This window comes from Streptomyces sp. NPDC006174, from assembly GCF_040614075.1.
Taxonomy (GTDB): domain Bacteria; phylum Actinomycetota; class Actinomycetes; order Streptomycetales; family Streptomycetaceae; genus Streptomyces.
The window spans coordinates 489,347-513,398 of record NZ_JBEXTJ010000005.1; the positions used below are offsets into that span (position 1 = coordinate 489,347).

Consider the following 24,052-nt stretch of genomic DNA (forward strand, 5'->3'; position numbering starts at 1 on the left):
GTATGAGGAGCGGGGTACGGGGCGGAGCCCCGGGTCACCCCTCCGCCCGGGCCTCCCGCCTCCGCACCGCATCCTCATCCGTCTCCGAGTCGTACCGCACCAGCTTCGGCAGCGCAGCCGTCAGCAGCGCCACCGACGCCACACACGCCACTCCACCCGTCCAGATCGCCGACCGGGTCCCGGTCCACCCCGCCATCGCTCCGGCCCGCACCTGCCCGAGCTGCGGGCCCACGCTGTACGAGAGCACCTCGATGCCCGCCAGCCGGCCCCGCAGCTCCTCCGGAATGGTCTGGTTCCAGATGGTCGAGCGCCCCAGCCCGCTCAGCATGTCGCCCGCCCCGGCCACACCCAGGCAGACCAGCACCACCCACACGCTGGAGAACCAGCCGGCCGCCGCGATCGCCAGCCCCCACACCGCCGCGCCGAACACCACGAACAGCCCGTGCCGCCGGACCCGGGACGTCCAGCCGCTGGTCAGCCCGAGCGCCAGCGAGCCGACCGAGCCCGCCGCGTACATCAGCCCGAGCGACCACTCCGCGTCCAGCTCGTCCGCCAGGAACGGGAAGATGGTGTTCGGGAAGGCGAAGAACATCGCCGCCAGGTCGATCGCGTACGTCCCCAGCAGCACCGGCCGGCTCCAGGCGTACCGCGCCCCTTCCACGATCCCGCGCAACGACGGCTTGGCCGCTTCCCGGGACGGCGGTGCGGGCGAGAGCCGCAGGCAGAGCACCACGGAGGCGGCGAACGTGCACACCGTCACCGCGTACGCCGTGCCGTGACCGGCGTACGCCACCACCACACCGGCCAGCGCCGGGCCCGCGATCGCGCCGATCTGCCAGCGCAGCGAGTTCAGCGCGGCCGCCGCCGTCTGCTGGGCGTGCGGCACGATCCGGGCCATGAGCGAGTCCAGCGCCGGCCGCTGGAGCCCGGCCAGCGCGGCGACCCCGCCGGCCACCACGTACAGCGGCCACAGCAGCGGCTCCGGCAGCAGCGCGTTCACCAGCAGGATCGCGGCGAGCACACCGAGCCCGGCCTCGGTGAGCAGGATGACCCGGCGCCGGTCCACGGCATCGGCGAGCGCACCGCCGTACAGCCCGAAGACCACCAGCGGCACCAGCTCCACCGCGCCCATCGCCCCGACCGCGAGCGGCGAGCCGGTGAGGTGCTTGATCTGGAGCGGCAGCGCGATGAGGGCCATGAAGCTGCCGAAGTACGTGATCAGCCCCTGGATCCACAGCAGCCGGAAATCGGGCGAGGAGCGCCACGGCGCGAGGTCCGGCAGCAGAGCGCGGAGCCGCGATGGGGGAGGGGAGGCAGGGGGAGCTTCGGTCACGAAGGGCCATGATCGGTACTGGAGGGTGCTCCGGGCAAACCGATTTCCCCACCGGCCGTATGGCGGGGGAGATCGGGCCTCCGGGGCGGCATCCCAGGCCCTACCTCGCAGTAGGGTCGGCCCATGACTACACAGGACAGCGGCAGCGCGCCCAAGCCGCCCGCCAAGGACCCCTGGGACCTTCCCGACGTCTCCGCGCTGAGCGTCGGCGTACTCGGCGGGACCGGACCGCAGGGGCGCGGCCTCGCCTACCGGCTCGCCCGCGCCGGACAGCGCGTCACCCTCGGCTCCCGGGACGCCGGACGGGCCGCCGAGGCGGCCGCCGGGCTCGGCCACGGCGTCGAGGGCACGGACAACGCGGAGTGCGCCCGGCGCAGCGACATCGTGATCGTCGCCGTGCCGTGGGACGGTCACGCCAAGACCCTGGAGTCCCTGCGCGGGGAGCTGGCGGGCAAGCTCGTCATCGACTGCGTCAACCCGCTCGGCTTCGACAAGAAGGGTGCCTACGCGCTCAAGCCGGAGGAGGGCAGCGCCGCCGAGCAGGCCGCCGCCCTGCTGCCGGACTCGCGGGTCACCGCCGCCTTCCACCACCTCTCGGCGGTGCTGCTCCAGGACGAGTCCATCGAGGAGATCGACACCGACGTCCTGGTCCTGGGCGAGGCACGCGCCGACACCGACATCGTGCAGGCGCTGGCGGGCCGCATCCCCGGCATGCGCGGCATCTTCGCGGGCCGGCTGCGCAACGCCCACCAGGTCGAGTCGCTGGTCGCGAACCTGATCTCGGTCAACCGCCGCTACAAGGCCCACGCCGGACTGCGCACCACCGACGTCTGAACCTCCCGGCCGCGAGGCCCGGAACCCGAGGCGGGGCACAACGGGGCATGGGGGACACTGGACGGGACCACGTCGCTTGTTCCCCGACCGTTTTCCGACAGGAGCCGCTCCCCATGCCCCGCCTCGCTCTCTACGCCCTTGTCGTCTGCGTCCTCGCCGTCGCGGCGGCCGTGGTCTCCTTCGTCCAGGGCAGCCTGCTCGGGATCATCTGGGTGCTGATCGCGGGGCTCTCGTCGAACATGGTGTGGTTCTACGTGCGCAAGCAGCGCATGGAGGCGGCCGCCGAGGCCAACTGAGCCCTCCCCGCCCCCTCCACGGGCCCTGAGCCGTTCGGGTCGACGGCCCTCCCTCACGGGCGCGCCCCGGAGACCGGGCGCCGCCCGGGGCCGACCATGTGACGGCCTCGCCACGGCCGTGGCGAGGCCGACGAGGGAGGACCGCGTGGCAGACGCGAGGGACGACGGATACGGATCCGGATCTACCGCACGGACGGGTGACGAGGACCGGGGCTTCCTGGGGGAGGTGCGCGACGCCGTCACCACCCGGGCAGCGCTCGTCATGCTCGGCGTGCTCCTGCTCCAGCTGGGCTTCGCGCTCTCCTACATGGGCGCCTTCCACGCACCGAAGCCGCACCAGGTCCCGATCACCGTCGTCGCGCCGCCGGCCGTCGAGAGCGACCTGGTCACCCGGCTCGACGCGCTCCCCGGCGACCCGCTCCACGTCACCGCCGTCGCGAGCCGCGCCGAGGCGCGGGCCCGGCTGCTGGACCGGAGCACCGACGCCGCCCTCGTCATGGACCCGGCCGGACGCACCGACACGCTGATCGTCGCCTCGGCGGGCGGACCGTCGGCCACCACGGCGGCCGCCGAGATCCTCCAGGAGGTCGCGCGGGCGCAGAACCGCACGATCGTCGTACGGGACATCCGGCAGCCCGCCGCCGGTGACTCGCGGGGCCTGTCGTCCTTCTACCTCGTCCTCAGCTGGACCATCGGCGGCTACCTCGCCGCCTCGGCCCTCAACATGGCGGCCGGCTCCAAGAAGCCCACCCTGCGCCGCACCCTGGTCCGGCTCGCGGCGATGCTTCCGTACGGCTTCGTCTCGGGCATCGGCGGCGCGATCATCGTGGGCCCGGTGCTGCACTGCCTGCCGGGCGCGTTCTGGGAGCTGGTCGGCATCGGCACCCTGGTCGTGTTCGCCTCCGGCGCGGTGGGTGTCGCCCTCCAGTCGGTGGCGGGCACGGTCGGGCTGGGCCTCACCATCCTGATCTTCACGATCCTGGGCAACCCCAGCTCCGGCGGTGTGTACCCGTCCTCGCTGCTGCCGCCGTTCTGGAGCGCGATCGGCCAGGCGCTGCCTCCGGGCGCCGGGACGACGGTGGTGCGCAACACCGTCTACTTCGACGGCAACGCCACCACCGGCGCGCTGTGGATCCTCGGCGCCTGGGCCTTCGGCGGTGTCGTCGTGGCGATCCTCGCCGCCGTGCTGCGCGGGAAGCGGCAGCACGAGGTCCGTCCTGAGGAACCGGTGGCGGCCGCACACTGAGCCGCCGCGCGGTCACTCCACCGCGCACACCGCGTTCTGCTCGCCGAAGAAGGAACGCCAGAAGCGGTAGAGGTCGTAGCCGCAGTACCGCTGGAAGTCGTCGACGCCCAGGACGCCCAGCAGCGCGTCGATCCCGTTGAAGAAGGCGATGTTCACGCCGGGGATCCACAGGATGGCGAAGACCGCGATGAGCCCGAACGGCGCGATCGGCTCCACCTGGCGCCTGATCCTGTACGACAGCCAGGGCTCGATCACGCCGTAGCCGTCGAGCCCCGGGATCGGCAGGGAGTTCAGGATCGCGGCCGTCACCTGGAGCATCGCCAGGAACGCCAGCGCGTACCGGAAGGCGAGCGGGACGCCGTCGAGTGCGTCCAGCCAGAACGGAGCCGTGCACACAACCGCGAACGCCACGTTCGTCAGCGGGCCGGCCGCCGAGATCAGGCTGTGTTTCCACCGGCCGTGGATCCGGGCCCGCTCGATGTAGACCGCGCCGCCCGGCAGGCCGATCCCGCCCAGGACGACGAAGAGGACCGGCAGCACGATGCTGAGCAGCGCGTGCGTGTACTTCAGCGGGTTGAGCGTCAGATAGCCCTTCGCCCCCACCGAGAGGTCCCCGCTGTGCAGCGCGGTGCGCGCGTGCGCGTACTCGTGGAGGCAGAGCGAGACGATCCACGCCCCGGTGACGAAGAGGAAGACCGCGAAGGCGGTCGCGCCCGCGAAGCCGGTCCACACGGCCCAGCCCGCGACGGCGGTGACGGCGGCGATCCCCAGGAAGACCGGGCTGATCCTCCGGTCCCCGCGGGTGGCTGCGGTGGTGGTCATCGGCACACGGCTCCTGGAGCTGGTCGGGGCGGCGACATCGTACGTTCGCCGATGAGTACGCCGGTACGGCAGGGACAGCGACACCGTACGGATGCCGACACGGCGGGAACGACGACGACCCGGCCGGGAGTTCCACCCGGTCGACACCGTGACCGTGTCCGTCGCGGACAATGGGCCCGTGCGCTACTGCATCCTCGGCACCACCCGGGCATTCCGCGACGACGGTACGGCCGTCGCCCTCGGCGGCGCGCGGCTACGTGCCCTGCTCACCGTCCTCGCCCAGCACCCCGGGCGGACCGTCCCGGCCGGGGTCCTCGTGGACGAGGTGTGGGACGGCGACCCGCCCGCCGACGCGGCCGGTGCGCTCCAGGCGCTGGTCGGTCGGCTCCGCCGGGCGCTGGGCCGGAGCGCCGTCGCGTCGGTGGAGAGCGGCTACCGGCTCGCCGCCGAGCCGGACGCCGTGGACCTGCACCGGTTCGAGCGGCTGGCGGGTGAGGGAGGCCGGGCGCTGGAACAGGGTGACGCGGCCAGGGCCGTCACCGTCCTCGACGACGCCCTGGCGCTCTGGAGCGGGCCGCCGCTCGACGACCTGCCCGACCGTACGGCGCCGGCCTCCCGCCTGGAGTCCCGCAGGCTCGCCGCCCGGCGGGCCCGGCTGGAGGCGCTGCGCGTCCTCGGCCGGGCGGACGAGGCGCTGTGGGAGCTGGCCGCGCTCTGCGCCGCCCACCCGCTCGACGAACCGCTCCAGGCCCTGCGCATCAGGGCCCTGCGGGACGCGGGACGCACGGCCGAGGCGCTGGCGGCGTACGAGGAGGTCCGCACCGTACTCTCCGACCGCCTCGGCACCGACCCGGGCCCGGAACTGCGCGGTCTGTACGGAGAGCTCCTCCGCCAGGAACCGGCCGCACCGGAACCTCTGGAGCCGCCGGCCTCCGCTTCCGGCCGTCCGCCCACCCCGGTGGAGCCGCCCGCCGCCCGCACACCGAGCCCGCCCGCCCGCGGCAACCTCCGCGCCCGGCTCACCAGCTTCGTCGGCCGGGACGGCGACATCGCGGCCCTGCGCGAGGACCTCACCCGCACCCGGCTCGTCACCCTCCTCGGCCCCGGCGGCGCGGGCAAGACGCGGCTGTCCCAGGAGACGGCGGAGACCGTCGCCGACGCCTGGCCCGACGGCGTCTGGCTGGCGGAGCTGGCCCCCGTGGACGATCCGGACGCCGTGCCCGAGGCCGTCCTGAGCGCGCTCGGCGCCCGGGAGACCGTGCTGCGCGGAGCCGGCGCCGAGGAGCTGCGGGCCCTCACCGAACAGAGCGCGGGCGACCCTCTCGTACGGCTCACCGAGTACTGCTCCCGGCGCCGCATGCTCCTCCTGCTGGACAACTGCGAGCATGTCGTCGAGGCGGCCGCCGTCCTCACCGACCACCTCCTCGCCCGCTGCCCGCAGCTCACCGTCCTCGCCACCAGCCGCGAACCCCTCGGCGTACCGGGCGAGTTCGTCCGGCCCGTCGAACCGCTGCCCGACCCGATGGCGCTGCGCCTCCTCGCCGAGCGCGGAGCCGCCGCCCGGCCCGGCTTCCGTACCGACGCCGACGAGGCCACCGCCGCCGCCTGCGCCGAGATCTGCCGCCGGCTCGACGGGTTGCCGCTCGCCATCGAGCTGGCCGCCGCCCGGCTGCGGATGCTCAACCCCCGCCAGATCGCGGACCGGCTGGACGACCGCTTCCGGCTGCTCACCAGCGGCAGCCGGACCGTGCTGCCCCGCCAGCAGACGCTGCGCGCGGTCGTCGACTGGTCCTGGGAGCTGCTGGATGAAGGAGAACGCGCCGTCCTGCGCCGCCTGGCCGTCTTCGCGGGCGGCTGTGGGATCGCCGCCGCCGAGGAGGTCTGCGCCCTGCCCGCCGGACCGGGCGGCCCCGCCGTCGGCAGTCTCGACGTCGCCGCTCTGCTCGGCTTGCTGGTCGACAAGTCGCTCGTCGTCGCCGCGCCCGGCGAGGACGCGGAGATGCGCTACCGGCTGCTGGAGACGGTCGGCGAGTACGCCGCCGAGCGGCTGGCGGAGGCGGGCGAGCGGGACGCCGTCGAGCGGCGCCACCTGGTCCACTACCGGGAGTTCGCCCGCACCACCGGGCCGAAACTGCGCGGCGCCGGCCAGCGGGAGGCCATCGGGCTCTTCCGCCGCGAGTACGAGAACCTGCGCACCGCGCTCCGCCACGCCGTCGCCGCCGGGGAGGAGCAGGAAGGGCTCTGCCTGGTGCTGTCGCTGGCCTGGTACTGGATGATGCACGACCTCAACGCCGACGCCCGCCAATGGGGCGCCGCGGTGGCCGCGCTCGGCCCCGACCCCTTCGCGCCGCCCGGCGGCCGGGCCCCCTCCCTGCTGGAGCGGACCACCGACCGGCCGCCGCCGTGGGAACCGGAACAGGTGGTGGAGGCGCGGCGCGGGGTGGGGCTGATCCAGCTGGTCAGCATGGACCACGCGATGGAGGAGTGGCTGACCCCGCGGGGCCAGGAGCGGATGCGGATCATCGCCCGCACCTACCGGCCCGGACAGCCGCAGACCTGCCGTACGCCCGGTTCGCTCTGGATGTTCGCGATCCTGCTCACCGGCGAGATCGACGAGTTGCGCGAGCTGATGGACGCGACGGTCCGGGGCTCCCGGGAGTTCGGCTACGAGTGGGAGCTGGGCGCCGCGCTGGAGATGCGCGCCAAGATCCTGGCCAACCGCCCCGACTGGGCGGGCGCGGCGCTGGCCGACGCCGACGAGAGCCTGGAGATCTTCACCCGGCTCGGCGACGACTGGGGGGCCGCCGAGGCGCTCTCCTCGCGGGGCGAGGCGAACGAGCGCGGGGGCCGTTTCACCGAAGCCGCCGAGGACTACCTGGCCGCGATCCGCCACGCGCAGGCGCTCGGCGCCCGGGCCCAGGTGGCGGTGTTGCGGGCCCGGTACGCCGGAGCCCTCACCGAACTCGACCGGTTCGACGAGGCCGAGTCCATCCTGGTCGAGCTCGTCGACGGCGGGCGGTTCGCGGGCCACGAGGCGATGCCGACGGCCCGTCTGCACCTGGGATTCCTGCTCGGACGTCAGGGCCGCGTGGCGGAGGCGCGGGAGCAGGTGGACCTCCTGCGCAAGGAGTTCAGCTCCCGTACGGTCGGTGTCTTCGACGGATTCGTCCTCGGGGTGCTGGCCTGGCTGGACAACCTCGTCGGCGCGTACGCGTCCGCACTCACCACCGCGCTGACCGCGCTGGGCCGCTCCCAGGACCGGCTCTCCACGATGATGGCCCCGCAGATGGCGTCCATGCAGCTGATGACCATCGCCCGGGCGCTCGCCGGACTCGACGCCGCCCGGGCTCCGGAGACCGCGGCCCGGATGCTCGGCCTCCAGACGGCGCTCCTGCCCGCGGGGCACATGCCGACCGCCATGGAGCGCCGGTCCCTCGCCGAGACCGAGGAGGCCGTACGCGCCCGGCTCGACGACGCGGCGTACGCGGCGGCGTACGAGGAGGGCGGCGGCCTCACGATCGAGGAGGCCACCGCCCTGGCGGAGGCGTACCGGTGACACCGCGGGTGTCCCGGGCGCTCAGGCCTTCTTGCGGAACTTGGCCACCGCCAGCGGCGCCATCACCACCGTGATCCCGGCGGCCCAGGCGAGCGTCCACCAGACCGAGTCGCCGACCGGGTCGCCCTGCATGAGCGCCCGCGCCGCGTCCGCGAGGTTGGAGAGCGGGTTGTAGTCGGTGAAGGCCTGGAGCCAGCCCGGCATGGTCTGCGTCGGCACGAAGATCGAGGAGCCGAACTGCAGGGGCATCAGCACGAGCATCGCCGTCCCTTGAACGGCCTGGGCCGTCTTCATGGACAGCCCGAGCAGGATGAAGATCCACATGATGGCGGCGCCGAACACCGCCGAGAGCGCGACCGCCGCGAGGAGCCCGAACACCGAGCCGTGCAGCTCCATGCCGACGACGAACCCCATGGCGAGCAGGATGAGCATGGCGACCATCAGCCGGCCCAGCTCGACCACGATCTTGGCGATGAGCACCGATGACCTGGCGATCGGCATGGTCCGGAACCGGTCCATGACGCCCTTGCGGAAGTCGTCGTTGACGCCGGTGCCGACGGCCATGGCGATGTTCAGCCCCATCATCGCCATCAGCCCCGGCACCAGGTAGTTCACGTACTCCTGCCGGTTTCCGCCGAGGCTGGCGCCGACCGAGCCGCCGAAGACGTACACGAAGAGCAGGATGAAGATGACCGGCATCAGAAGGACGTCGAACATCGACTCCGGGTCCTTCTTGATCTGGAGCAGGTTGCGGCGTGCCAGGGCTCCGATGTGCCGGAGGTTGGCCCGCAGCCCGATCCGGCCCTCGTCGGCCACCGCGGCCTGCGTCGGTACGGGGCCCGGGGATTCGGCGGGCGCGGGGGTCGGTGTCGTGGTGGTGGTGCTCATGCGGCGACCTCCTGAGGAGCGGCGTCGGTGAGGTGCGTGGCCTTGTCGCCGGTGATCGCGAGGAACACCTCGTCCAGGCTGGGCAGGGCGGTGGCGACATGGGCCAGGGAGAAGCCCCGTACACCCAACAGGCCGATGACGGCGGTCAGTTGCTCATCGCTGAGGATGGGGACGTGGAGCAGTCCCTCGTCCGGCACGGCCTGCGCCCCGGCGACGCCGTCGAGTCCGGCCTTCCGGATCGCCTGCGCCATCGCGGCCAGTTCGGCCGGGTCCGAGGGCCGGATCTGCAGGGTGCGGCCGCCGACCTTCGCCTTCAGCTCGTCGACCCCGCCCCGGGCGATGATCTTCCCGCGGTCGATCACCGTCAGCTCCTCGGCGAGCTGCTCGGCCTCCTCCATGTACTGCGTGGTCAGCAGGACGGTCGCGCCCTCGGCGACCATCCGCCGCACCTCGTCCCAGACCTCGTTACGGGTCCGCGGGTCGAGGCCGGTCGTCGGCTCGTCCAGGTAGAGGACGGCCGGGCTGCCGATCATCGAGGCGGCCAGGTCGAGCCGCCGCCGCATACCGCCGCTGTACTCCATCGCGGCCCGCTTGCCGGCCTCGGTGAGCGAGAACCGCTCCAGGAGCTCGTCGGCCCGGGCCCGCGCCTGCTTGCGCGGCAGATCGAGCAGCCGCCCGATCATGTAGAGGTTCTCCCAGCCGGAGAGCTTCTCGTCGACCGAGGCGTACTGCCCGGTCAGACCGATGGTGCGGCGCAGCTGGCGGGGCTGGCGCACCACGTCGTAGCCCGCGACGAGGGCGTGCCCGGCGTCGGGGACGATCAGGGTGGACAGGCAGCGTACGAGGGTGGTCTTGCCGGCGCCGTTGGGGCCGAGCACACCGAGCACGGTGCCCGCGCGGACATCGAGGTCGACGCCGTCCAGAGCCTTGGTCGCGCCGTAGTGCTTGACCAGCCCCCGCACCTCGACGGCGTTCCGGCCGCTCATGGGGTTCTTGTCGATTCGTTCCATGTCCACCATGGGACCAGCGCCCGTCGACAGCTCACCGACAGGCGGCCGACAGCCCCGCCGATACGAACTCCGGACGCGCGACAGCCCGCCGATGGGGGATGTCGGCGGGCTGTCGGTGGTGCGGGAAATGGTCGATGGAGAACCGGGTGGGTCCGGACGGACCCGGGTGGATCAGTGGAAGGTGTGCTCCGGCGCGGGGAACGTGCCGCCCACGACCTCCTCGGCGAACTCCTTCGCCGCGTCACCGAGGACCTGGCGCAGGTTCGCGTACTGCTTGGTGAAGCGCGGCACCTTGCCACCGGTCAGCCCGACCATGTCGGTGTAGACGAGCACCTGCGCGTCGGTCCCGGCACCGGCGCCGATGCCGACGGTCGGGATGTGCAGCGTCTGTGTGATCTGGGTGGCCAGCTCCTCGGGCACCAGCTCCAGCACCACGGCGAACGCGCCCGCGTCCTGGACCGCCTTGGCGTCGCGCAGCAGCTGGTGGGCCGCTTCGTCGCCGCGGCCCTGCACCCGGTAGCCCATGGCGTTGACGGACTGCGGGGTCAGGCCGATGTGGGCCATGACCGGGATGCCGGCCTCGACGAGCAGCCGGATCTGGTCGAGCGACCGCTCGCCGCCCTCCAGCTTGACCGCGCCGACGCCGGACTCCTTGATCAGCCGCGTGGCGTTGCGCAGTGCCTGGACGGGACCTTCCTGGTACGAGCCGAAAGGCAGGTCCGCGACGATGAGCGCGCGCTTGGTGCCCCGTACGACGGCGGCGGAGAGGATGGCGATCTCGTCCATCGTGACCGGCACGGTGGTCTCGTAGCCGAGGTGGACGTTGCCCATCGAGTCGCCGACGAGCATGACCGGGATGCCGGCGTCGTCGAAGACGGACGCGGTCATCGCGTCGTAGGCGGTGAGCATGGGCCACTTCTCGCCGCGCTCGGTGGCGGCGGCGATGTCGTGGATCGTGATGCGGCGGGTGGACGTGCCTCCGTACAGCGCCTTGCTGCTGTCGGCGGACGCACCCGCGGGGGAGGACGGGCGCTGTGCGGACGGATTCTGTGCAGCCGGAAGTGACATGGCTGGTGAACTCCTTCGTCATCTCGAGGCGCCCTGACGGCGTCCCCGGATCCCTTCCATGGTGGCATCCCGTCCGGGCAAACGGGAAGTGGGCCCGCATGACGCGGTCGGCCGGCTCCCGTTGGGCAAAGCTTTAACAATACGAGACGGTCTCGTATCGAAACGGCGTTAGGCTCGGCTCATGTCCCAACCCTCTCCGTCTTCCCCCGAGGCCGTCTCCGCGTCCGGACCCGCCGCCGAGCCCCGCATACCCGAGGCGATCCACCGACGCCGCTGGTGGATCCTCACCGTCCTCATGTCCAGCCTGCTCATCGTGGTGCTGGACAACTCGATCCTGAACGTCGCGGTCAAGACCATCGCGAGCCCCGCGCCCACCGGCATCGGCGCCACCCAGAGCGAGCTGGAGTGGGCGATCAACTCCTACACGCTCGTCTTCGCCGGACTCCTCTTCACCGCGGGCCTTCTCGGCGACCGCATCGGCCGCAAGAAGGTCCTCCTCTTCGGCATCCTGGTCTTCGGCATCGGCTCGGCGCTGGCCGCCATGTCCGCCTCGCCCGGTGAACTCATCACCTGGCGTGCGCTGATGGGCTTCGGCGCGGCCTTCGTGATGCCGGCCACGCTCGCCGTCCTGATGAACGTCTTCGAGCGCGACGAACAGCCCAAGGCCATCGGCATCTGGGCCGGCAGCGTCGGCCTCGGCATCGCGATCGGCCCGATCACCGGCGGACTGCTCCTGGAGCACTTCTGGTGGGGCTCGATCTTCCTGGTGAACGTGCCCGTGGTCGTCCTCGCGCTCATCGCCATGGTGATCCTCGTCCCGGACTCCCGCGACCCGAAGCCCGGAAAGGTCGACCCGGTGGGCGTCGCGCTCTCCATCGTCGGCCTGGTCCTGCTGGTGTACGGGATCATCCGCGGCGGCGAACTGGCCGACTTCACCGACACCACCGTGCTGCTCTCCATCGTCGGCGGACTGCTGGTGCTGGCCGGATTCGTGTGGCACGAGAAGCGCAGCAGCCACCCGGCGATCGACATCACGTACTTCCGGAAGCCCGCGTTCTCCGCCGCCGTCGCCGCCATAGCGCTGGTCTTCTTCGCGCTCATGGGCGTGACGTTCTTCTCCGCCTTCTACCTCCAGAGCGTGCGCGGCTACAGCGCCCTCCAGTCGGGCCTGCTGATCGTTCCGCTCGCCGCCGCGCAGATGATCTTCGCGCCCCGGGCCCGGCTGGTCGTGGACCGCTTCGGCGCCCGCGCGGTCTGCACGGTCGGCATGCTGCTGGTCGCTGCGGGACTGGCGTGCTTCGCCCTGTTCGACGCCGGTACGCCGGTGTGGGTGCTGTGCGTCGTCTTCTTCGTCCAGGGCACCGGGATGGCGCACATCATGCCGCCGGTCACCGTGGCCGTGATGCAGGCGCTGCCGCGCGAGAAGGCCGGTTCCGGATCGGCCATCAACAACACCTTCCGCCAGGTCGGCGGCGCGCTCGGGATCGCGGTCCTCGGCTCGGTGCTCTCCACCGTCTACCGGGGTGACATCGAGGGCCACCTCGGAGCGGTTCCGGCCGGAGCCAGGGACGTGGCCGGTGAGTCCATCGAGGCCACGCTCGGAGTCGCCGAGGGGCTCGGCCCGGTGGCCGGAAAGCCGCTGGTCGCCGCCGCTCACGACGCCTTCATCAGCGCCATGCACGTGACCGCGCTCGGCTCGGCGGCCGTCGCGCTGATCGGCGCGCTGGTCGTCGGCCTGTACCTGCCGGGCCGCAGCCGTACGGTCCCGGACGAGCCGGCGGAGCAGTCGCCTCGGCCCACGCAGGAGCCGGTCGGCCGCTGACGTGACCGGAAGGGCCGGGCCGCGACCGTTCGCACCGCTCCGGTCGGCGAGAATCGAGGCGTACGGCCGTACGGCGACGACCGTACGACGGCACGGCGAGAGGCGGCACCAGGTGCGGGACCAGGACGACGACGGCGAACAGGACGGCGCTCGGACCGCCGAGCCGGACCGCCACCGTCCGCAACGCGGCCGCGCCACGCGGGACGACGGGACACCGGACCCGGAGCCCCGCCGCGGCCGCCCTCGCTCCGCCGCGGCCGAGCGGGCGATCCTGGACGCCGTCATCGCGCTCCTGGAGGCCGGCGAACCTCTGGCGGGCCTCTCCATCGAACGCATCGCACGCACGGCGGGCGTCGGCAAGGCGACGATCTACCGCCGCTGGACCGGAAAGGAGGACCTCTTCGTCGACGTCGTACGGGACATGGAACCCGTCGACCCGCCCGTCTCCGGCACCGAGGGCCTCGCCGACCTGCGCATCATGCTGGAGTCCCTGCGCACCCGCGGCCTCGCCCAGCGCTCCTCGGTGCTGCTGCACAACATCTTCGCCCAGATGAAGAGCCACCCGAAGCTCTGGGCCGAGTACTCCGGCCGGGTCATCGCACCGCGCCGCACCGCGATGCTGGCAGCCGTACGCCGGGCCGTCGCCGCCGGAGAACTGCGCGACGACCTCGATGTGGAGCTGATCGACGACCTCTTCCTCGGCGCGGTCCTCGTCCGTACCGTCCACCGTCCCGACGCGCCTCTTCCCGAGGATCTCGCCGACCGCGTCATCACGGCGTTGCTCCAGGGACTGGCGCCGGCGGCCGGGCGAGTGTGATCGTTCTGTCACAAGCGCCGACGGACCGGGCCCGAACCGGAACCTCCCGTCCCGTTCGGCTCGTCCTGATGACGGAGAGCCGCCGCCGACGGAAGCGACGTCGACGGCGGGAAAGACGCCACCCATCACCTAGGGTCGAGGGGCGCGGCGATGTGTACGGCAAGGCAGTGAGGACGACGCGATGGTGCAGGCGTACGGGGCGGACACGGGCAACGGCAGCGCGAAGCGGCCGCAGCCCGAAGAATCCCGCTTCCGGAGCCTGCTGAACAGAGCGGGCCGGGACCGGGGGATCTGGCGGCGCGGGATCCTGCTGGCCCTCTGCTCGCTGGTGCTGACGCTCGTCATGGTCGTCCACGCGCAGATCCCGAACCGGGTCGGCAACCTCGGCAGCCTCGTCGAGACGTTCCTGCCGTGGATCGCGCTCTTCATCCCGCTCCTGCTGCTCCTGGCCCTGCTGCGGCGCTCCGCCACCGCGCTGATCGCGCTGCTGCTTCCGGCCGTCGTCTGGGGCAACACCTTCGGCGGCCTGATCACCGACAAGTCCGGCACCGGCGGCGACCTCACCGTCGCCACGCACAACGTCAACGCCGACAACCCCGACCCCACCGGCACCGCCCAGCAGGTCGCCGGCTCCGGCGCCGACGTGGTGGCCCTCCAGGAACTGCCGGGCGGGCAGGTCTCCACGTACGAGAAGTCGCTGGCCGCCCGCTACCCGTACCACTCGGTCCAGGGCACCGTCGGGCTGTGGAGCAAGTACCCGCTCAGCAACACCAGGCCGGTCGACATCAAGATGGGCTGGACCCGGGCCATGCGCTCCACGGTCCAGGCACCGCAAGGCGAGGTCGCGGTGTACGTGGCCCACCTGCCGTCGGTCCGCGTCAAGCTGCACGCGGGCTTCACCGCCAACCAGCGCGACAACAGCGCCGACGCCCTCGGCGAGGCCATCGCCGACGAACCGGTCAAGCGGGTCGTCCTGCTCGGCGACCTCAACGGCACGATGAACGACCGTTCGCTGAACGCGGTCACCTCCCAGATGCGCTCCACGCAGGGCGCGGCGGGCGACGGCTTCGGCTTCAGCTGGCCCGCCTCGTTCCCGATGGCCCGGATCGACCAGATCATGGTCAAGGGCGTCGAGCCGAAGTCGTCGTGGACGCTCGCGGCCACGGACAGCGACCATCTGCCGATAGCGGCACGCGTACAGCTGTGACCAGAAGCCTTCCGCAGGCGCTGTGAGCACGGCCACGCAACCGGCCGTTCACCTCGCGGCATAAATCGTCTGCGACAATTTGTTCCAGTCGCATACATAAGCGAAGACTGAGCCGTCGCCCCGGTGCGGATACCGGGCGACGGCTCTTCGTTCTGCCCCGCCCCGAGATTGCGAAGGTTTCCCATGCCCCTGGCCCTGCTCGCCCTGGCCGTGAGCGCCTTCGGCATAGGCACGACGGAGTTCGTCATGATGGGCCTGCTGCCCAACGTGGCGGACGACCTGGACACGTCCGTGCCGACCGCCGGCTACCTCGTATCGGCGTACGCGATCGGCGTCGTCCTCGGCGCACCGCTGCTCACCGGCCTCGGCTCCCGCGTCCCGCGCAAGAAGATGCTGCTGCTCCTGATGGCGCTGTTCACCGTAGGCAACCTGGCCTCGGCGCTCGCGCCCGACTTCGGCTGGCTGCTGGCCGGCCGGGTCCTCGCCGGACTCCCGCACGGCGCGTTCTTCGGCGTCGGCGCGGTGGTCGCCGCCCGGCTGGTCTCCGAGGGCCGGCAGGCGCGGGCGGTGGCGACGATGTTCCTCGGCCTGACGGTCGCCAACATCGTCGGCGTACCCGCCGCCACGCTGCTCGGCCAGCACCTCGGCTGGCGCGCCACCTTCCTGGTGGTCGCGGCGATCGGCCTGGCGGCGATGGCGGCCCTGGCCCGCCTGGTACCGCGCATCCCGGTCGAGGCCCACCAGGACGTACGCCGCGAACTCCGCGCTCTCGGCAACCGCCAGGTGCTCCTCGGCCTGCTCACGGCGGTCTTCGGCTTCGCCGGGGTCTTCGCGGTGTACTCGTACCTCTCGGCCATGACCACCCAGGCGATGGGCTTCGGCGAGTCCTCGGTCACCATCGTCCTGGCCCTCTTCGGCATCGGCATGACCCTGGGCGCCCTGGTCGCGGGCCCGCTCACGGACCGGGCGCTGCGCCCGACCCTGTACGGCTCGCTCGGCGCGCTGGCGGTGGTGCTGGTGGCGTTCCCGTTCACGGTCCACGTGCAGTGGGCGGCGCTGGTGATGGTGGTGCTGCTGGGCGGCGTCGGCTTCATGACGACGACGCCGCTCCAGATGCTGGTCATGAACAAGGCGAAGGACGCCCCGACCCTGGCCTCCGCCTCCAACCACTCAGCCTTCAACCTGGCCAACGCGGGCGGCGCGTGGCTGGGCGGCGTGGCGATAGCGGCGGGCTGGGGCTGGACGTCTCCGGCGTTCGTGGGCGCGGTGCTGGCGGTGATCGGCCTGGCGATCGCGGCGACGGCGGGGTTCTTGGACCGGAGGCCGGGGCGGGAGTCCAGGGTGGTGGCAGCCAACCAAGCCCGTCCGGCACCCCGTCCGGCCCGTCCGGCGTTTGAGGACGGAACCGTTGAGCGGAGTGGCCGGTCACTCCCGTAGGGCCCGAGACCGGTCTGCCCTCTCCAGCCCGTCCGGCGCTCGAGGACAGAGGCGGCCACCGGACGCCCCCGGTGACCGCCATCCCCGCTAAGCCGACTCGCGCCACCGATTGGTGATCGGCAACCGTCGATCCTTCCCGAACCCCTTCGGCGAAATCTTCGTCCCCGGCGGATACTGCCGCCGCTTGTACTCCGCCGTATCCACCATCCGCAACGTCTTTGCCACCAGCCCCGCATCGAACCCGGCCGCCACGATGGAATCGAGCCCCTGATCCCGGTCCACGTACAGCTCCAGGATCGCGTCGAGCACGTCGTAGTCCGGCAGCGAGTCCGTGTCCACCTGCCCCGGCCGCAACTCCGCGCTCGGCGGCTTGGTGATCGAGGCCTCGGGAATCGGCGGCGTCTGCCCGCGCTCCTCGGCGGCCCGGTTCCGCCACTTCGCCAGCCGGAACACCGCCGACTTGTACACGTCCTTGATCGGCCCGTACGCGCCGACCGCGTCCCCGTACAGCGTGGAGTAACCGACCGCCAGCTCCGACTTGTTGCCGGGCGCCAGCACGATCTGCCCCTCCTGGTTGGAGATGCCCATCAGCGTCGTACCGCGCAGCCGCGCCTGGAGGTTCTCCTCCGCCAGCCCGGTGAGCCCGAGCGACTCCATGTACGCGTCGAACATCGGCGCGATCGACACCGTACGGAAGTTGAGCCCGGTCCGCCGCGCCAGCTCGGCCGCGTCGCCCTTGGAGTGGTCCGAGGAGTACTTGGACGGCATGGACACGCCGTACACGTTCTCCGCGCCGAGCGCATCGCACGCGATGGCCGCGCAGAGCGCCGAGTCGATGCCACCGGAGAGCCCGAGCAGCACACTGCTGAAACCGTTCTTCGCGGCGTACGCGCGGAGCCCGACGACCAGCGCGGAGTACATCTCCTCGTCGTCGTCCAGCCGCTCCGCGTATCCGCCCGCCAGCTCCGGCTCGTACGCGTCCACAGGCCGGTCCGACAGCACCACATGGTCGATCCGCAGCCCGTCGTCCACGACACCGGACGGCGCCACGGCCTCGGCGGCCGGCAGCTCCAGATCCAGGATCACGCTGCCTTCGGAGAACTGCGGCGCACGGGCGATGACCTCGCCCTCCTTGTCGACGACGATCGAGTCACCGTCGAAGACCAGCTCGTCCTGCCCGCCGATCATCGCCAGATAGGCGGTCGTGCAGCCGGCCTCCTGGGCCCGCTTGCGGACCAGGTCGAGCCGCGTGTCGTCCTTGTCCCGCTCGTACGGCGAGGCGTTGATCGACAGCAGCAGCCCGGCACCGGCGGACCGGGCGGCCGGCACGCGCCCACCGTCCTGCCAGAGGTCCTCGCAGATGGCGAGGGCCACGTCGATGCCGTGGACCCGTACGACGGGCATCGAGTCGCCCGGCACGAAGTACCGGAACTCGTCGAAGACGCCGTAGTTCGGCAGGTGGTGCTTGGCGAAGTTGAGCGCGATCCCGCCGCGGTGGAGCACGGCCGCCGCGTTACGCGGAGACCCGGCGGGCTGCCCGTACCGCGCGGCGGCGTGCTCGGAGCGGTCCAGGTAGCCGACGACGACCGGCAGCTCGCCGAAGCCCTCCGCGTCGAGCCGGACGGCCAGCGCGCGCAGCGCCTGCCGTGAGGCCTCGACGAAGGACGACCGCAGGGCCAGGTCCTCGACGGGATATCCGGTCAGCACCATCTCGGGGAACGCCACCAGGTGGGCGCCCTGCTCGGCGGCGTGCCGGGTCCAGTGGACGATCGCCTCGGAGTTGCCGGCGAGGTCGCCGACGGTCGAGTCGATCTGATTCAGTGCGAGGCGTAGTTGAGGCACGCGGCCCAGTGTAATCGTCTTTCTGACGCGATGCCCCGGTGAGCCGGGCAAAATCTGCCACGGCCCACCGGAACACCAGGTCAGACCCGGTAGCCCAGGACTGTCATCATCCCGGCCTCCGCGTGGTACACATTGTGGCAGTGGACCATCCACAGCCCCGGGTTGTCGGCGTCGAACTCCACCGTCAGCGACCGATGCGGCAGCACGATGGCGGTGTCCTTACGGGCTCCGGCGGCGTTCCCGCCGAGCGCGAACGTGTGCCCGTGCAGATGCAGCGGATGCCACATGGCGGTCCCGTTGTCGAAGACGACCCGCACCCGCTCGCCCGCCTCCACCGGCCGCCGTTGTTTCGCGCTGTACGGCTGCCCGTCGAAGGCCCAGTCGTAATCGGCCATCCCACCGGTGAGCCGCATCCGGATGGTCCGGTCCGGCGCACGACGGGCCAGTGCCACCGACGGATCCGGCACCAGCCGCCCCGCCTCCACAAGCTTCCCGTCCAGCTCCTTGGGCCGTACGGAGGCGGAGGGCGCCGCACCGCCGCCGGTCCCGGTCCGCAGCACGGCGAGCGCGGCCGCCTTCTTGCCTTCCGCTACCGCGACCAGCGGGAAGACCCCGTCCCCGGCGGTGACGAGCACGTCGTACCGCTCACCCATCCCGAGCAGCAACGCGTCCGCTTCCACGTGCCGGACCGGGAAGCCGTCGGTGTGCGTCACGGTCAGCCGGTGCCCGCCGAGCGCGACGCGGAAGGCGGTGTCGCCACCGGCGTTGATGATCCGCAGCCGGATCCGGTCACCGGGCCGCGCGCGGAAGGTCTCCGGATCGTCCGCGACCCGCCCGTTGACGAGGTGGTACGGATAGGCGACATCACCGGCATCGCCACCGAGCAGCTCACTCCGGGCGCCCATCATCATCCGCGAGGGCCCACCGCCGTCAGGATCGTCGCCACCGGAACCGGAACCGGACATGGCGTGCGCGCCATGATCCATCCCGCCGTGCCCGCCCATGCCCCCGGACAGCTCCTTGAGCACGGCATCGGGCGTCGACCCCTCCACCCCGTCCACCCAGTCGTCCAGGACGACGACCCACTCCTCGTCGTACGCCAACGGCTCCTTCGGGTCCTCCACGATGAGCGGCGCGTACAGCCCGCGGTCCTGCTGGACGCCGGAGTGCGGGTGGAACCAGTACGTGCCCGGATGCGGCACCGCGAACCGGTACCGGAAGTCGGCGCCCGGCGCGATCTCCCGCTGAGTGAGGCCCGGAACGCCGTCCATGTCGTTGCGCAGGGCGAGGCCGTGCCAGTGCATCGAGGTGGGCTGCGGGAGGTGGTTGGCCAGGGTGAGGTCGAGCGTGTCACCGGCGGTCAACCGCACCTCACGGCCGGGCAGCCGGTCCCCGTACGCCCAGGAGGCGACGGTGGTGCCGCCGCCGAGATCGAGCCGGGTCCGGGTGGCGGTGAGGGAGACCTTGCGTACGGGACCGGAGCCGCGCGCCGCCTCGGCCGCCGCGACCTCCTTGCCGCCGGGGTAGACGTACGTACCGGAGTCCTGGACACCGCCGGGAGCGTGGGCGCCGCCGTGGTCGCCGCCGCCGTCGGAGCAGGCGGCGAGGGCTCCCGTACCGGCGACGGCGAGAGCGGCGCCGAGCACGGCGCGTCGGGTGGGTCGGTGCATGGGCATGCTGAAGACACCTCTGGAGTGCTGTGGTTCGGGTGAAGGGGCGGAGGTGAGACGCCCACTCCTAAATACGCAGCACCGAAACACTGGCGAGCACCGATATCCGAGGAGGCGGATTCGCCCGCAGCACCCGCAGGAGCCCCGCACCCACCGGCGTACCGAGACTCCGTCCGTCCACGCGCGGCCCGAGCAGCCGGGCACCGACGAGGGCCAGGCCCCAGACACCGAGGACGGCGAGGCAGACGGAGAGCGGGTCCATGCCGCTCACGGGGGTGTGGTCGGGGGAGTGGTGCGAGGGATTCACGGCGTCGTAGGCGGGATCGGTCACGGCCACGGGAGCCGTGGGTGCCGAAGGCGAGGAGGCATGCTCGGCGGGATGTCCGACCGTGTGCATGGTGACGATGCCGAAGAGCAGAGCGGCGAGCAGCAGGAGCTGCCCGTACACCGCGCTCCCGCTCCGGGCCCCGCCGACCATGCTCGCCATGGCGCCACCTTACCCCCGGTGGGTATACGGACGGACAGCGGCCCGGCACCTCCACGGGTGCCGGGCCGCTGCCGGAGGGACGAGAGCGCTCAGCTGCGCGAGTACACCTTCTCGGCCCAGGCCGCGATCTGCTCCTCGGTGAGGTGCTGGGCGAGGTCGGCCTCACTGATCATGCCGACGAGCTTCTTGTTCTCGACGACGGGGAGCCGGCGGATGCGGTGGTTCTGCATCTCCTCCAGGACCGCGTTCACGTCCGCCTCCGCGTCGATCCAGCGCGGCGTGCCCTGGGCCAGGTCGCCGGCGGTCACCTTCGACGGGTCGTGGCCCTTGGCCACACAGCCGACGACGATGTCGCGGTCGGTGATGATGCCGACCATCCGGTCCGAGTCACCGTTGGCGGAGACGGGCAGCGCGCCCACGTTGTGCTCCCGCATCAGCTGCGCGGCACGGTCGAGCGTCTCGTGCGCGGGGATCCAGCGGGCCCCGCTGTGCATGATGTCTTTGGCGGTCGTCATGGGGGATTTCCTCCTGCGTGCCGATGGCACTGCCGTACGGCCCCGAGCGCAACCCATCGTCATCGGCCCGCCCGGCGGGCGCGACCGCAACCACCCGTTCGGGTGCGCCGGTACGGACTCCGCTTTACGCGCGGGGCGCAGCGGTTCCGCGTCACGTCCGGGGCTTCGCTCCACGGTCGGCGAGCATGTCGCGCATGAGCCGCAGTTCGGACTGCTGGCCCTCCACCATGCCGGCGGCGAGCCGCTTCTCCGCCGGAACGGCACACAGGGACGCGCACGCTTCGGCCATGGGCACGCCGCCCTGGTGGTGGTCGGTCATCAACTGGAGGTAGAAGACCTCGGCCTCCTCACCACGCAGACTCCCGAGCCGTACGAGCTCCTCCTCGGACGCCATCCCGGGCATGGCCGCCGCACTTCCTGCCTCATGATCACCATGGCCTCCCTCGTTCTCCATCCACGCCATGGGCCCGGCCCCGTCCGGGGCGACCTTGGGCAGCTGCCACAGATCGAGCCAGCCCAGGAGCATGCCGCGCTGGTTGGCCTGGGTGTTGGCGATGTCGTACGCGAGCCGGCGTACGTCCTTGTCGTCCGTACGGTCGCGGACGATGAAGGACATCTCCACGGCCTGCTGGTGGTGGACGGCCATGTCCCGGGCGAACCCGGCATCGGCGGAATCGACGCCGGGCACACGCGGCTCCTCCTCCCCACGCGCGGAGGCGACGGCGACGACCCCGGCGAGAAGCAGCGCAAGGACGACAACCCCACCGGCCACCACCCACCGCACAGGAAGCGTCCGGCCCCGCTCCTCGCTCCCGGCCTTCCGTACAGCTACGGGCGTCACGACTGCCCCGCGGCCGGCCCCTTGGCCAGCCCGCCGGTGCAGGGGGCGCCGGGCTCGGGGGTCTGCGGCCCCTGGACGTACTGCGCGAGGAACTGGTCCACGCGCCGGTCGTCGGCGCTGTCGACCGTGACCTGCTTGCCCCAGGCGGTGAGCGTGATGGCGCCTTCCTGGCCGGCGTACGGGCTCATGAGGGTGAACGGGGTGCTCCGGACGCGCTCGGCCAGCTTGGTGACGTCGGCGTCGGAGGCCTGGGCGTTGTGGGTGACCCAGACCGCGCCGTGCTCCAGGGAGTGCACCGCGTTGACGTCCGGGACGGCCTTTTCGTATACGTCGCCGTCGCAGTTGAGCCAGGACGCGTTGTGGTCGCCGCCGACGGGAGGCGTCATCGGATAGTCCACGTCCCCAGGCGCATGGCTGCGTCCGAGCGCGGCGGAGTCCCAGGACTTGAGCCCCGCGATGGCTCCACCGGTATCGCCGCTGTCTCCGCCGGACGGCTTGTCGTCCTGGCCGGAGGAGCGATCGGCCCGGTTCTCCGTGGCCCCGGACGTCTCCAGCACCATGTACGTACCGAAGACGGTCAGACCTGCCACGACGGCGGCGCTCAGCCCTATGGCGATGGCCCGGTTACGGGTGGAGCGGGCACCGCCCGAGGGCTGCGGGGGCAGGGTGGCGTACCGGGGATCGTTGGGGCCGAAACTCATGGCGACGAGTCCTTCTGCGGAGGGGCGGGAGGGGCGGTGGCCGGTCCGACGAGCGATGGGCGCGGGCGGGCGGGCAAGCCGTCGCGGCCCTTGCGCGCCACGGTCGCCGATCGTAGTGGGTGGCCGAGTGCTCTCTCTCACACCGTGTGCGTAATCTGGGGGAAATCCCGGGTCGCGATACTGAAGTGTCCCCCTACCCCGGGCGGTGGTGCACGGACCGTCTGAACTGCAAGGATGTGGCAATGGACAAGCAGCAGGAATTCGTCCTCAGGACCCTTGAGGAGCGCGACATCCGCTTCGTGCGGCTGTGGTTCACCGACGTCCTCGGGTTCCTCAAGTCCGTCGCCGTGGCCCCGGCCGAGCTGGAGCAGGCCTTCGACGAGGGCATCGGGTTCGACGGCTCGGCGATCGAGGGCTTCGCCCGGGTGTACGAATCGGACATGATCGCCAAGCCGGACCCGGGCACCTTCCAGATCCTGCCGTGGCGCGCGGAGGCTCCCGGCACCGCGCGGATGTTCTGCGACATCCTGATGCCGGACGGCTCACCGTCCTTCGCGGACCCGCGCTATGTCCTCAAGCGCATCCTCGCCAAGACGTCCGACCTCGGCTTCACCTTCTACACACACCCGGAGATCGAGTTCTTCCTCCTGAAGAACAAGCCGGTCGACGGCACGCGCCCGACGCCGGCGGACAGCTCGGGCTACTTCGACCACACGCCGCAGAACGTCGGCATGGACTTCCGCCGCCAGGCGATCACGATGCTGGAATCGATGGGCATCTCGGTGGAGTTCAGCCACCACGAGGGTGCGCCGGGCCAGCAGGAGATCGACCTGCGGTACGCGGACGCGCTGTCCACGGCGGACAACATCATGACGTTCCGTCTGGTGATGAAGCAGGTGGCGCTGGAGCAGGGCGTGCAGGCGACGTTCATGCCGAAGCCCTTCTCGGAGTACCCGGGTTCGGGCATGCACACCCACCTCTCGCTCTTCGAGGGCGACCGCAACGCGTTCTACGAGTCGGGCGCGGAGTACCAGCTCTCCAAGGTGGGCCGCTCCTTCATCGCGGGCCTGCTGACGCACGCGGCGGAGATCTCGGCCGTCACCAACCAGTGGGTCAACTCCTACAAGCGCATCTGGGGCGGCTCGTCCCGCGCGGCGGGCGCGGGCGGCGAGGCCCCCTCGTACATCTGCTGGGGCCACAACAACCGCTCCGCGCTGATCCGCGTCCCGATGTACAAGCCCGGCAAGACCGGCTCGGCCCGCGTGGAGGTCCGTTCCATCGACTCCGGGGCCAACCCGTACCTGACGTACGCGGTCCTCCTCGCCGCCGGCCTCAAGGGCATCGAGGAGGGCTACGAACTCCCGGCCGGCGCCGACGACGACGTCTGGGCCCTCTCCGACGCGGAACGCCGAGCGATGGGCATCGAACCGCTCCCGCAGAACCTGGGCGAGGCGATCTCTTTGATGGAGAAGAGCGAGTTGGTCGCCGAAACCCTGGGCGAGCACGTCTTCGACTTCTTCCTGCGCAACAAGAAGCAGGAGTGGGAGGAGTACCGCAGCGAGGTGACGGCTTTTGAGCTGAAGAACCTGCTGCCGGTGCTGTAGTCGCAGGTCAGCAGCCCGCAGAGCATAAAGCGGGCGGGTCGCCCGGTTCAACCGAA

The 24,052-nt window shown here is 71.7% G+C and carries 20 protein-coding genes; 9 read left to right on the forward strand and 11 right to left on the reverse strand.

Annotated elements, in window-relative coordinates:
• Positions 1 to 34: 34 nt before the first annotated feature.
• Entirely contained in the window at positions 35 to 1,333 is a 1,299-nt protein-coding gene (locus tag ABZ267_RS14485; RefSeq protein WP_356755138.1) for an MFS transporter, read from the reverse strand.
• A 123-nt stretch (positions 1,334 to 1,456) separates the two neighbouring features.
• On the opposite strand from ABZ267_RS14485, the gene npdG reads away from it, so the two are divergent.
• The 3 genes from npdG to ABZ267_RS14500 all read left to right on the forward strand — a co-directional run bounded on the left by npdG (position 1,457) and on the right by ABZ267_RS14500 (position 3,709).
• Complete coding sequence (gene npdG, locus ABZ267_RS14490; RefSeq protein ID WP_356755140.1) at positions 1,457 to 2,167, forward strand: NADPH-dependent F420 reductase; 711 nt, start codon at positions 1,457 to 1,459, stop codon at positions 2,165 to 2,167.
• Positions 2,168 to 2,280: 113 nt separating this feature from the next.
• Positions 2,281 to 2,463 (forward strand): hypothetical protein, encoded by a 183-nt coding sequence (locus tag ABZ267_RS14495; protein WP_015608174.1) that lies wholly within the window; start codon positions 2,281 to 2,283, stop codon positions 2,461 to 2,463.
• Between the two features lie 145 nt (positions 2,464 to 2,608).
• Positions 2,609 to 3,709, forward strand: coding sequence for an ABC transporter permease (locus tag ABZ267_RS14500; RefSeq protein ID WP_356755142.1), 1,101 nt, complete (start codon positions 2,609 to 2,611; stop codon positions 3,707 to 3,709).
• 12 nt (positions 3,710 to 3,721) lie between these two features.
• On the opposite strand, the gene ABZ267_RS14505 is transcribed toward ABZ267_RS14500, so the two are convergent.
• On the reverse strand, positions 3,722 to 4,531 hold the full coding sequence (locus tag ABZ267_RS14505; protein WP_356755144.1) for a site-2 protease family protein: 810 nt from the start codon (positions 4,529 to 4,531) through the stop codon (positions 3,722 to 3,724).
• 178 nt (positions 4,532 to 4,709) lie between these two features.
• Here ABZ267_RS14505 and ABZ267_RS14510 point away from each other — a divergent pair, with 178 nt between their 5' ends.
• Complete coding sequence (locus tag ABZ267_RS14510; protein ID WP_356755145.1) at positions 4,710 to 8,087, forward strand: BTAD domain-containing putative transcriptional regulator; 3,378 nt, start codon at positions 4,710 to 4,712, stop codon at positions 8,085 to 8,087.
• A gap of 21 nt (positions 8,088 to 8,108) precedes the next feature.
• Here the strand turns inward: ABZ267_RS14510 and ABZ267_RS14515 are convergent, their stop codons facing one another.
• The 3 genes from ABZ267_RS14515 to panB all read right to left on the reverse strand — a co-directional run bounded on the left by ABZ267_RS14515 (position 8,109) and on the right by panB (position 11,053).
• Positions 8,109 to 8,975: an ABC transporter permease gene (locus tag ABZ267_RS14515; protein ID WP_356755147.1), complete on the reverse strand. Its 867-nt coding sequence runs from the start codon at positions 8,973 to 8,975 to the stop codon at positions 8,109 to 8,111.
• Positions 8,972 to 9,994 carry an ATP-binding cassette domain-containing protein gene (locus tag ABZ267_RS14520; protein ID WP_356755149.1) on the reverse strand — a complete coding sequence of 341 codons (1,023 nt, stop codon included), beginning with the start codon at positions 9,992 to 9,994 and terminating at the stop codon, positions 8,972 to 8,974. The genes ABZ267_RS14515 and ABZ267_RS14520 overlap by 4 nt, the downstream gene beginning before the upstream one ends.
• A gap of 162 nt (positions 9,995 to 10,156) precedes the next feature.
• On the reverse strand, positions 10,157 to 11,053 hold the full coding sequence (gene panB, locus ABZ267_RS14525) for a 3-methyl-2-oxobutanoate hydroxymethyltransferase (RefSeq protein ID WP_356755151.1): 897 nt from the start codon (positions 11,051 to 11,053) through the stop codon (positions 10,157 to 10,159).
• A gap of 181 nt (positions 11,054 to 11,234) precedes the next feature.
• Here panB and ABZ267_RS14530 point away from each other — a divergent pair, with 181 nt between their 5' ends.
• The 4 genes from ABZ267_RS14530 to ABZ267_RS14545 all read left to right on the forward strand — a co-directional run bounded on the left by ABZ267_RS14530 (position 11,235) and on the right by ABZ267_RS14545 (position 16,336).
• Positions 11,235 to 12,875, forward strand: a complete 1,641-nt coding sequence (locus ABZ267_RS14530; protein WP_356755153.1) for an MFS transporter — start codon at positions 11,235 to 11,237, stop codon at positions 12,873 to 12,875.
• Between the two features lie 112 nt (positions 12,876 to 12,987).
• On the forward strand, positions 12,988 to 13,692 hold the full coding sequence (locus ABZ267_RS14535) for a TetR/AcrR family transcriptional regulator (protein ID WP_356755155.1): 705 nt from the start codon (positions 12,988 to 12,990) through the stop codon (positions 13,690 to 13,692).
• Positions 13,693 to 13,873: 181 nt separating this feature from the next.
• Entirely contained in the window at positions 13,874 to 14,899 is a 1,026-nt protein-coding gene (locus tag ABZ267_RS14540; protein ID WP_356755157.1) for an endonuclease/exonuclease/phosphatase family protein, read from the forward strand.
• Positions 14,900 to 15,082: 183 nt separating this feature from the next.
• Entirely contained in the window at positions 15,083 to 16,336 is a 1,254-nt protein-coding gene (locus ABZ267_RS14545) for an MFS transporter (protein WP_356755159.1), read from the forward strand.
• 87 nt (positions 16,337 to 16,423) lie between these two features.
• Here ABZ267_RS14545 and ABZ267_RS14550 read toward each other — a convergent pair whose 3' ends face one another.
• The 6 genes from ABZ267_RS14550 to ABZ267_RS14575 all read right to left on the reverse strand — a co-directional run bounded on the left by ABZ267_RS14550 (position 16,424) and on the right by ABZ267_RS14575 (position 22,392).
• Complete coding sequence (locus ABZ267_RS14550; RefSeq protein WP_356755161.1) at positions 16,424 to 18,178, reverse strand: NAD+ synthase; 1,755 nt, start codon at positions 18,176 to 18,178, stop codon at positions 16,424 to 16,426.
• 80 nt (positions 18,179 to 18,258) lie between these two features.
• Complete coding sequence (locus ABZ267_RS14555) at positions 18,259 to 19,854, reverse strand: multicopper oxidase family protein (protein ID WP_356755163.1); 1,596 nt, start codon at positions 19,852 to 19,854, stop codon at positions 18,259 to 18,261.
• A 61-nt stretch (positions 19,855 to 19,915) separates the two neighbouring features.
• Entirely contained in the window at positions 19,916 to 20,335 is a 420-nt protein-coding gene (locus ABZ267_RS14560; RefSeq protein WP_356755165.1) for a hypothetical protein, read from the reverse strand.
• Between the two features lie 89 nt (positions 20,336 to 20,424).
• A complete protein-coding gene (locus ABZ267_RS14565; protein ID WP_018511825.1) occupies positions 20,425 to 20,850 on the reverse strand; it encodes a CBS domain-containing protein in 426 nt (141 codons plus the stop codon).
• Positions 20,851 to 21,001: 151 nt separating this feature from the next.
• A complete protein-coding gene (locus ABZ267_RS14570; protein WP_356363623.1) occupies positions 21,002 to 21,691 on the reverse strand; it encodes a DUF305 domain-containing protein in 690 nt (229 codons plus the stop codon).
• The gene (locus ABZ267_RS14575) at positions 21,688 to 22,392 is read right to left on the reverse strand and encodes a DUF3105 domain-containing protein (protein ID WP_356755168.1); all 705 of its coding nucleotides are present in this window, start codon (positions 22,390 to 22,392) and stop codon (positions 21,688 to 21,690) included. Before ABZ267_RS14575 ends, ABZ267_RS14570 begins: the two co-directional genes overlap by 4 nt.
• 242 nt (positions 22,393 to 22,634) lie before the next feature.
• Here ABZ267_RS14575 and glnA point away from each other — a divergent pair, with 242 nt between their 5' ends.
• The gene (gene glnA / locus ABZ267_RS14580) at positions 22,635 to 23,996 is read left to right on the forward strand and encodes a type I glutamate--ammonia ligase (RefSeq protein WP_003969536.1); all 1,362 of its coding nucleotides are present in this window, start codon (positions 22,635 to 22,637) and stop codon (positions 23,994 to 23,996) included.
• The last annotated feature ends 56 nt before the right edge of the window (positions 23,997 to 24,052 follow it).

Bases quoted from the DNA above. Each gene is read 5' to 3' on its own strand.
- ABZ267_RS14545 (WP_356755159.1), top strand. From the start codon at position 15,083: ATGCCCCTGGCCCTGCTCGCCCTGGCCGTGAGCGCCTTCGGCATAGGC.
- npdG (WP_356755140.1), top strand. From the start codon at position 1,457: ATGACTACACAGGACAGCGGCAGCGCGCCCAAGCCGCCCGCCAAGGAC.
- ABZ267_RS14505 (WP_356755144.1), bottom strand. From the start codon at position 4,531: ATGACCACCACCGCAGCCACCCGCGGGGACCGGAGGATCAGCCCGGTC.
- ABZ267_RS14560 (WP_356755165.1), bottom strand. From the start codon at position 20,335: ATGGCGAGCATGGTCGGCGGGGCCCGGAGCGGGAGCGCGGTGTACGGG.
- ABZ267_RS14520 (WP_356755149.1), bottom strand. From the start codon at position 9,994: ATGGTGGACATGGAACGAATCGACAAGAACCCCATGAGCGGCCGGAAC.
- ABZ267_RS14495 (WP_015608174.1), top strand. From the start codon at position 2,281: ATGCCCCGCCTCGCTCTCTACGCCCTTGTCGTCTGCGTCCTCGCCGTC.
- ABZ267_RS14575 (WP_356755168.1), bottom strand. From the start codon at position 22,392: ATGAGTTTCGGCCCCAACGATCCCCGGTACGCCACCCTGCCCCCGCAG.
- ABZ267_RS14530 (WP_356755153.1), top strand. From the start codon at position 11,235: ATGTCCCAACCCTCTCCGTCTTCCCCCGAGGCCGTCTCCGCGTCCGGA.
- ABZ267_RS14565 (WP_018511825.1), bottom strand. From the start codon at position 20,850: ATGACGACCGCCAAAGACATCATGCACAGCGGGGCCCGCTGGATCCCC.
- glnA (WP_003969536.1), top strand. From the start codon at position 22,635: ATGGACAAGCAGCAGGAATTCGTCCTCAGGACCCTTGAGGAGCGCGAC.
- ABZ267_RS14515 (WP_356755147.1), bottom strand. From the start codon at position 8,975: ATGAGCACCACCACCACGACACCGACCCCCGCGCCCGCCGAATCCCCG.
- ABZ267_RS14540 (WP_356755157.1), top strand. From the start codon at position 13,874: ATGGTGCAGGCGTACGGGGCGGACACGGGCAACGGCAGCGCGAAGCGG.
- panB (WP_356755151.1), bottom strand. From the start codon at position 11,053: ATGTCACTTCCGGCTGCACAGAATCCGTCCGCACAGCGCCCGTCCTCC.
- ABZ267_RS14555 (WP_356755163.1), bottom strand. From the start codon at position 19,854: ATGCCCATGCACCGACCCACCCGACGCGCCGTGCTCGGCGCCGCTCTC.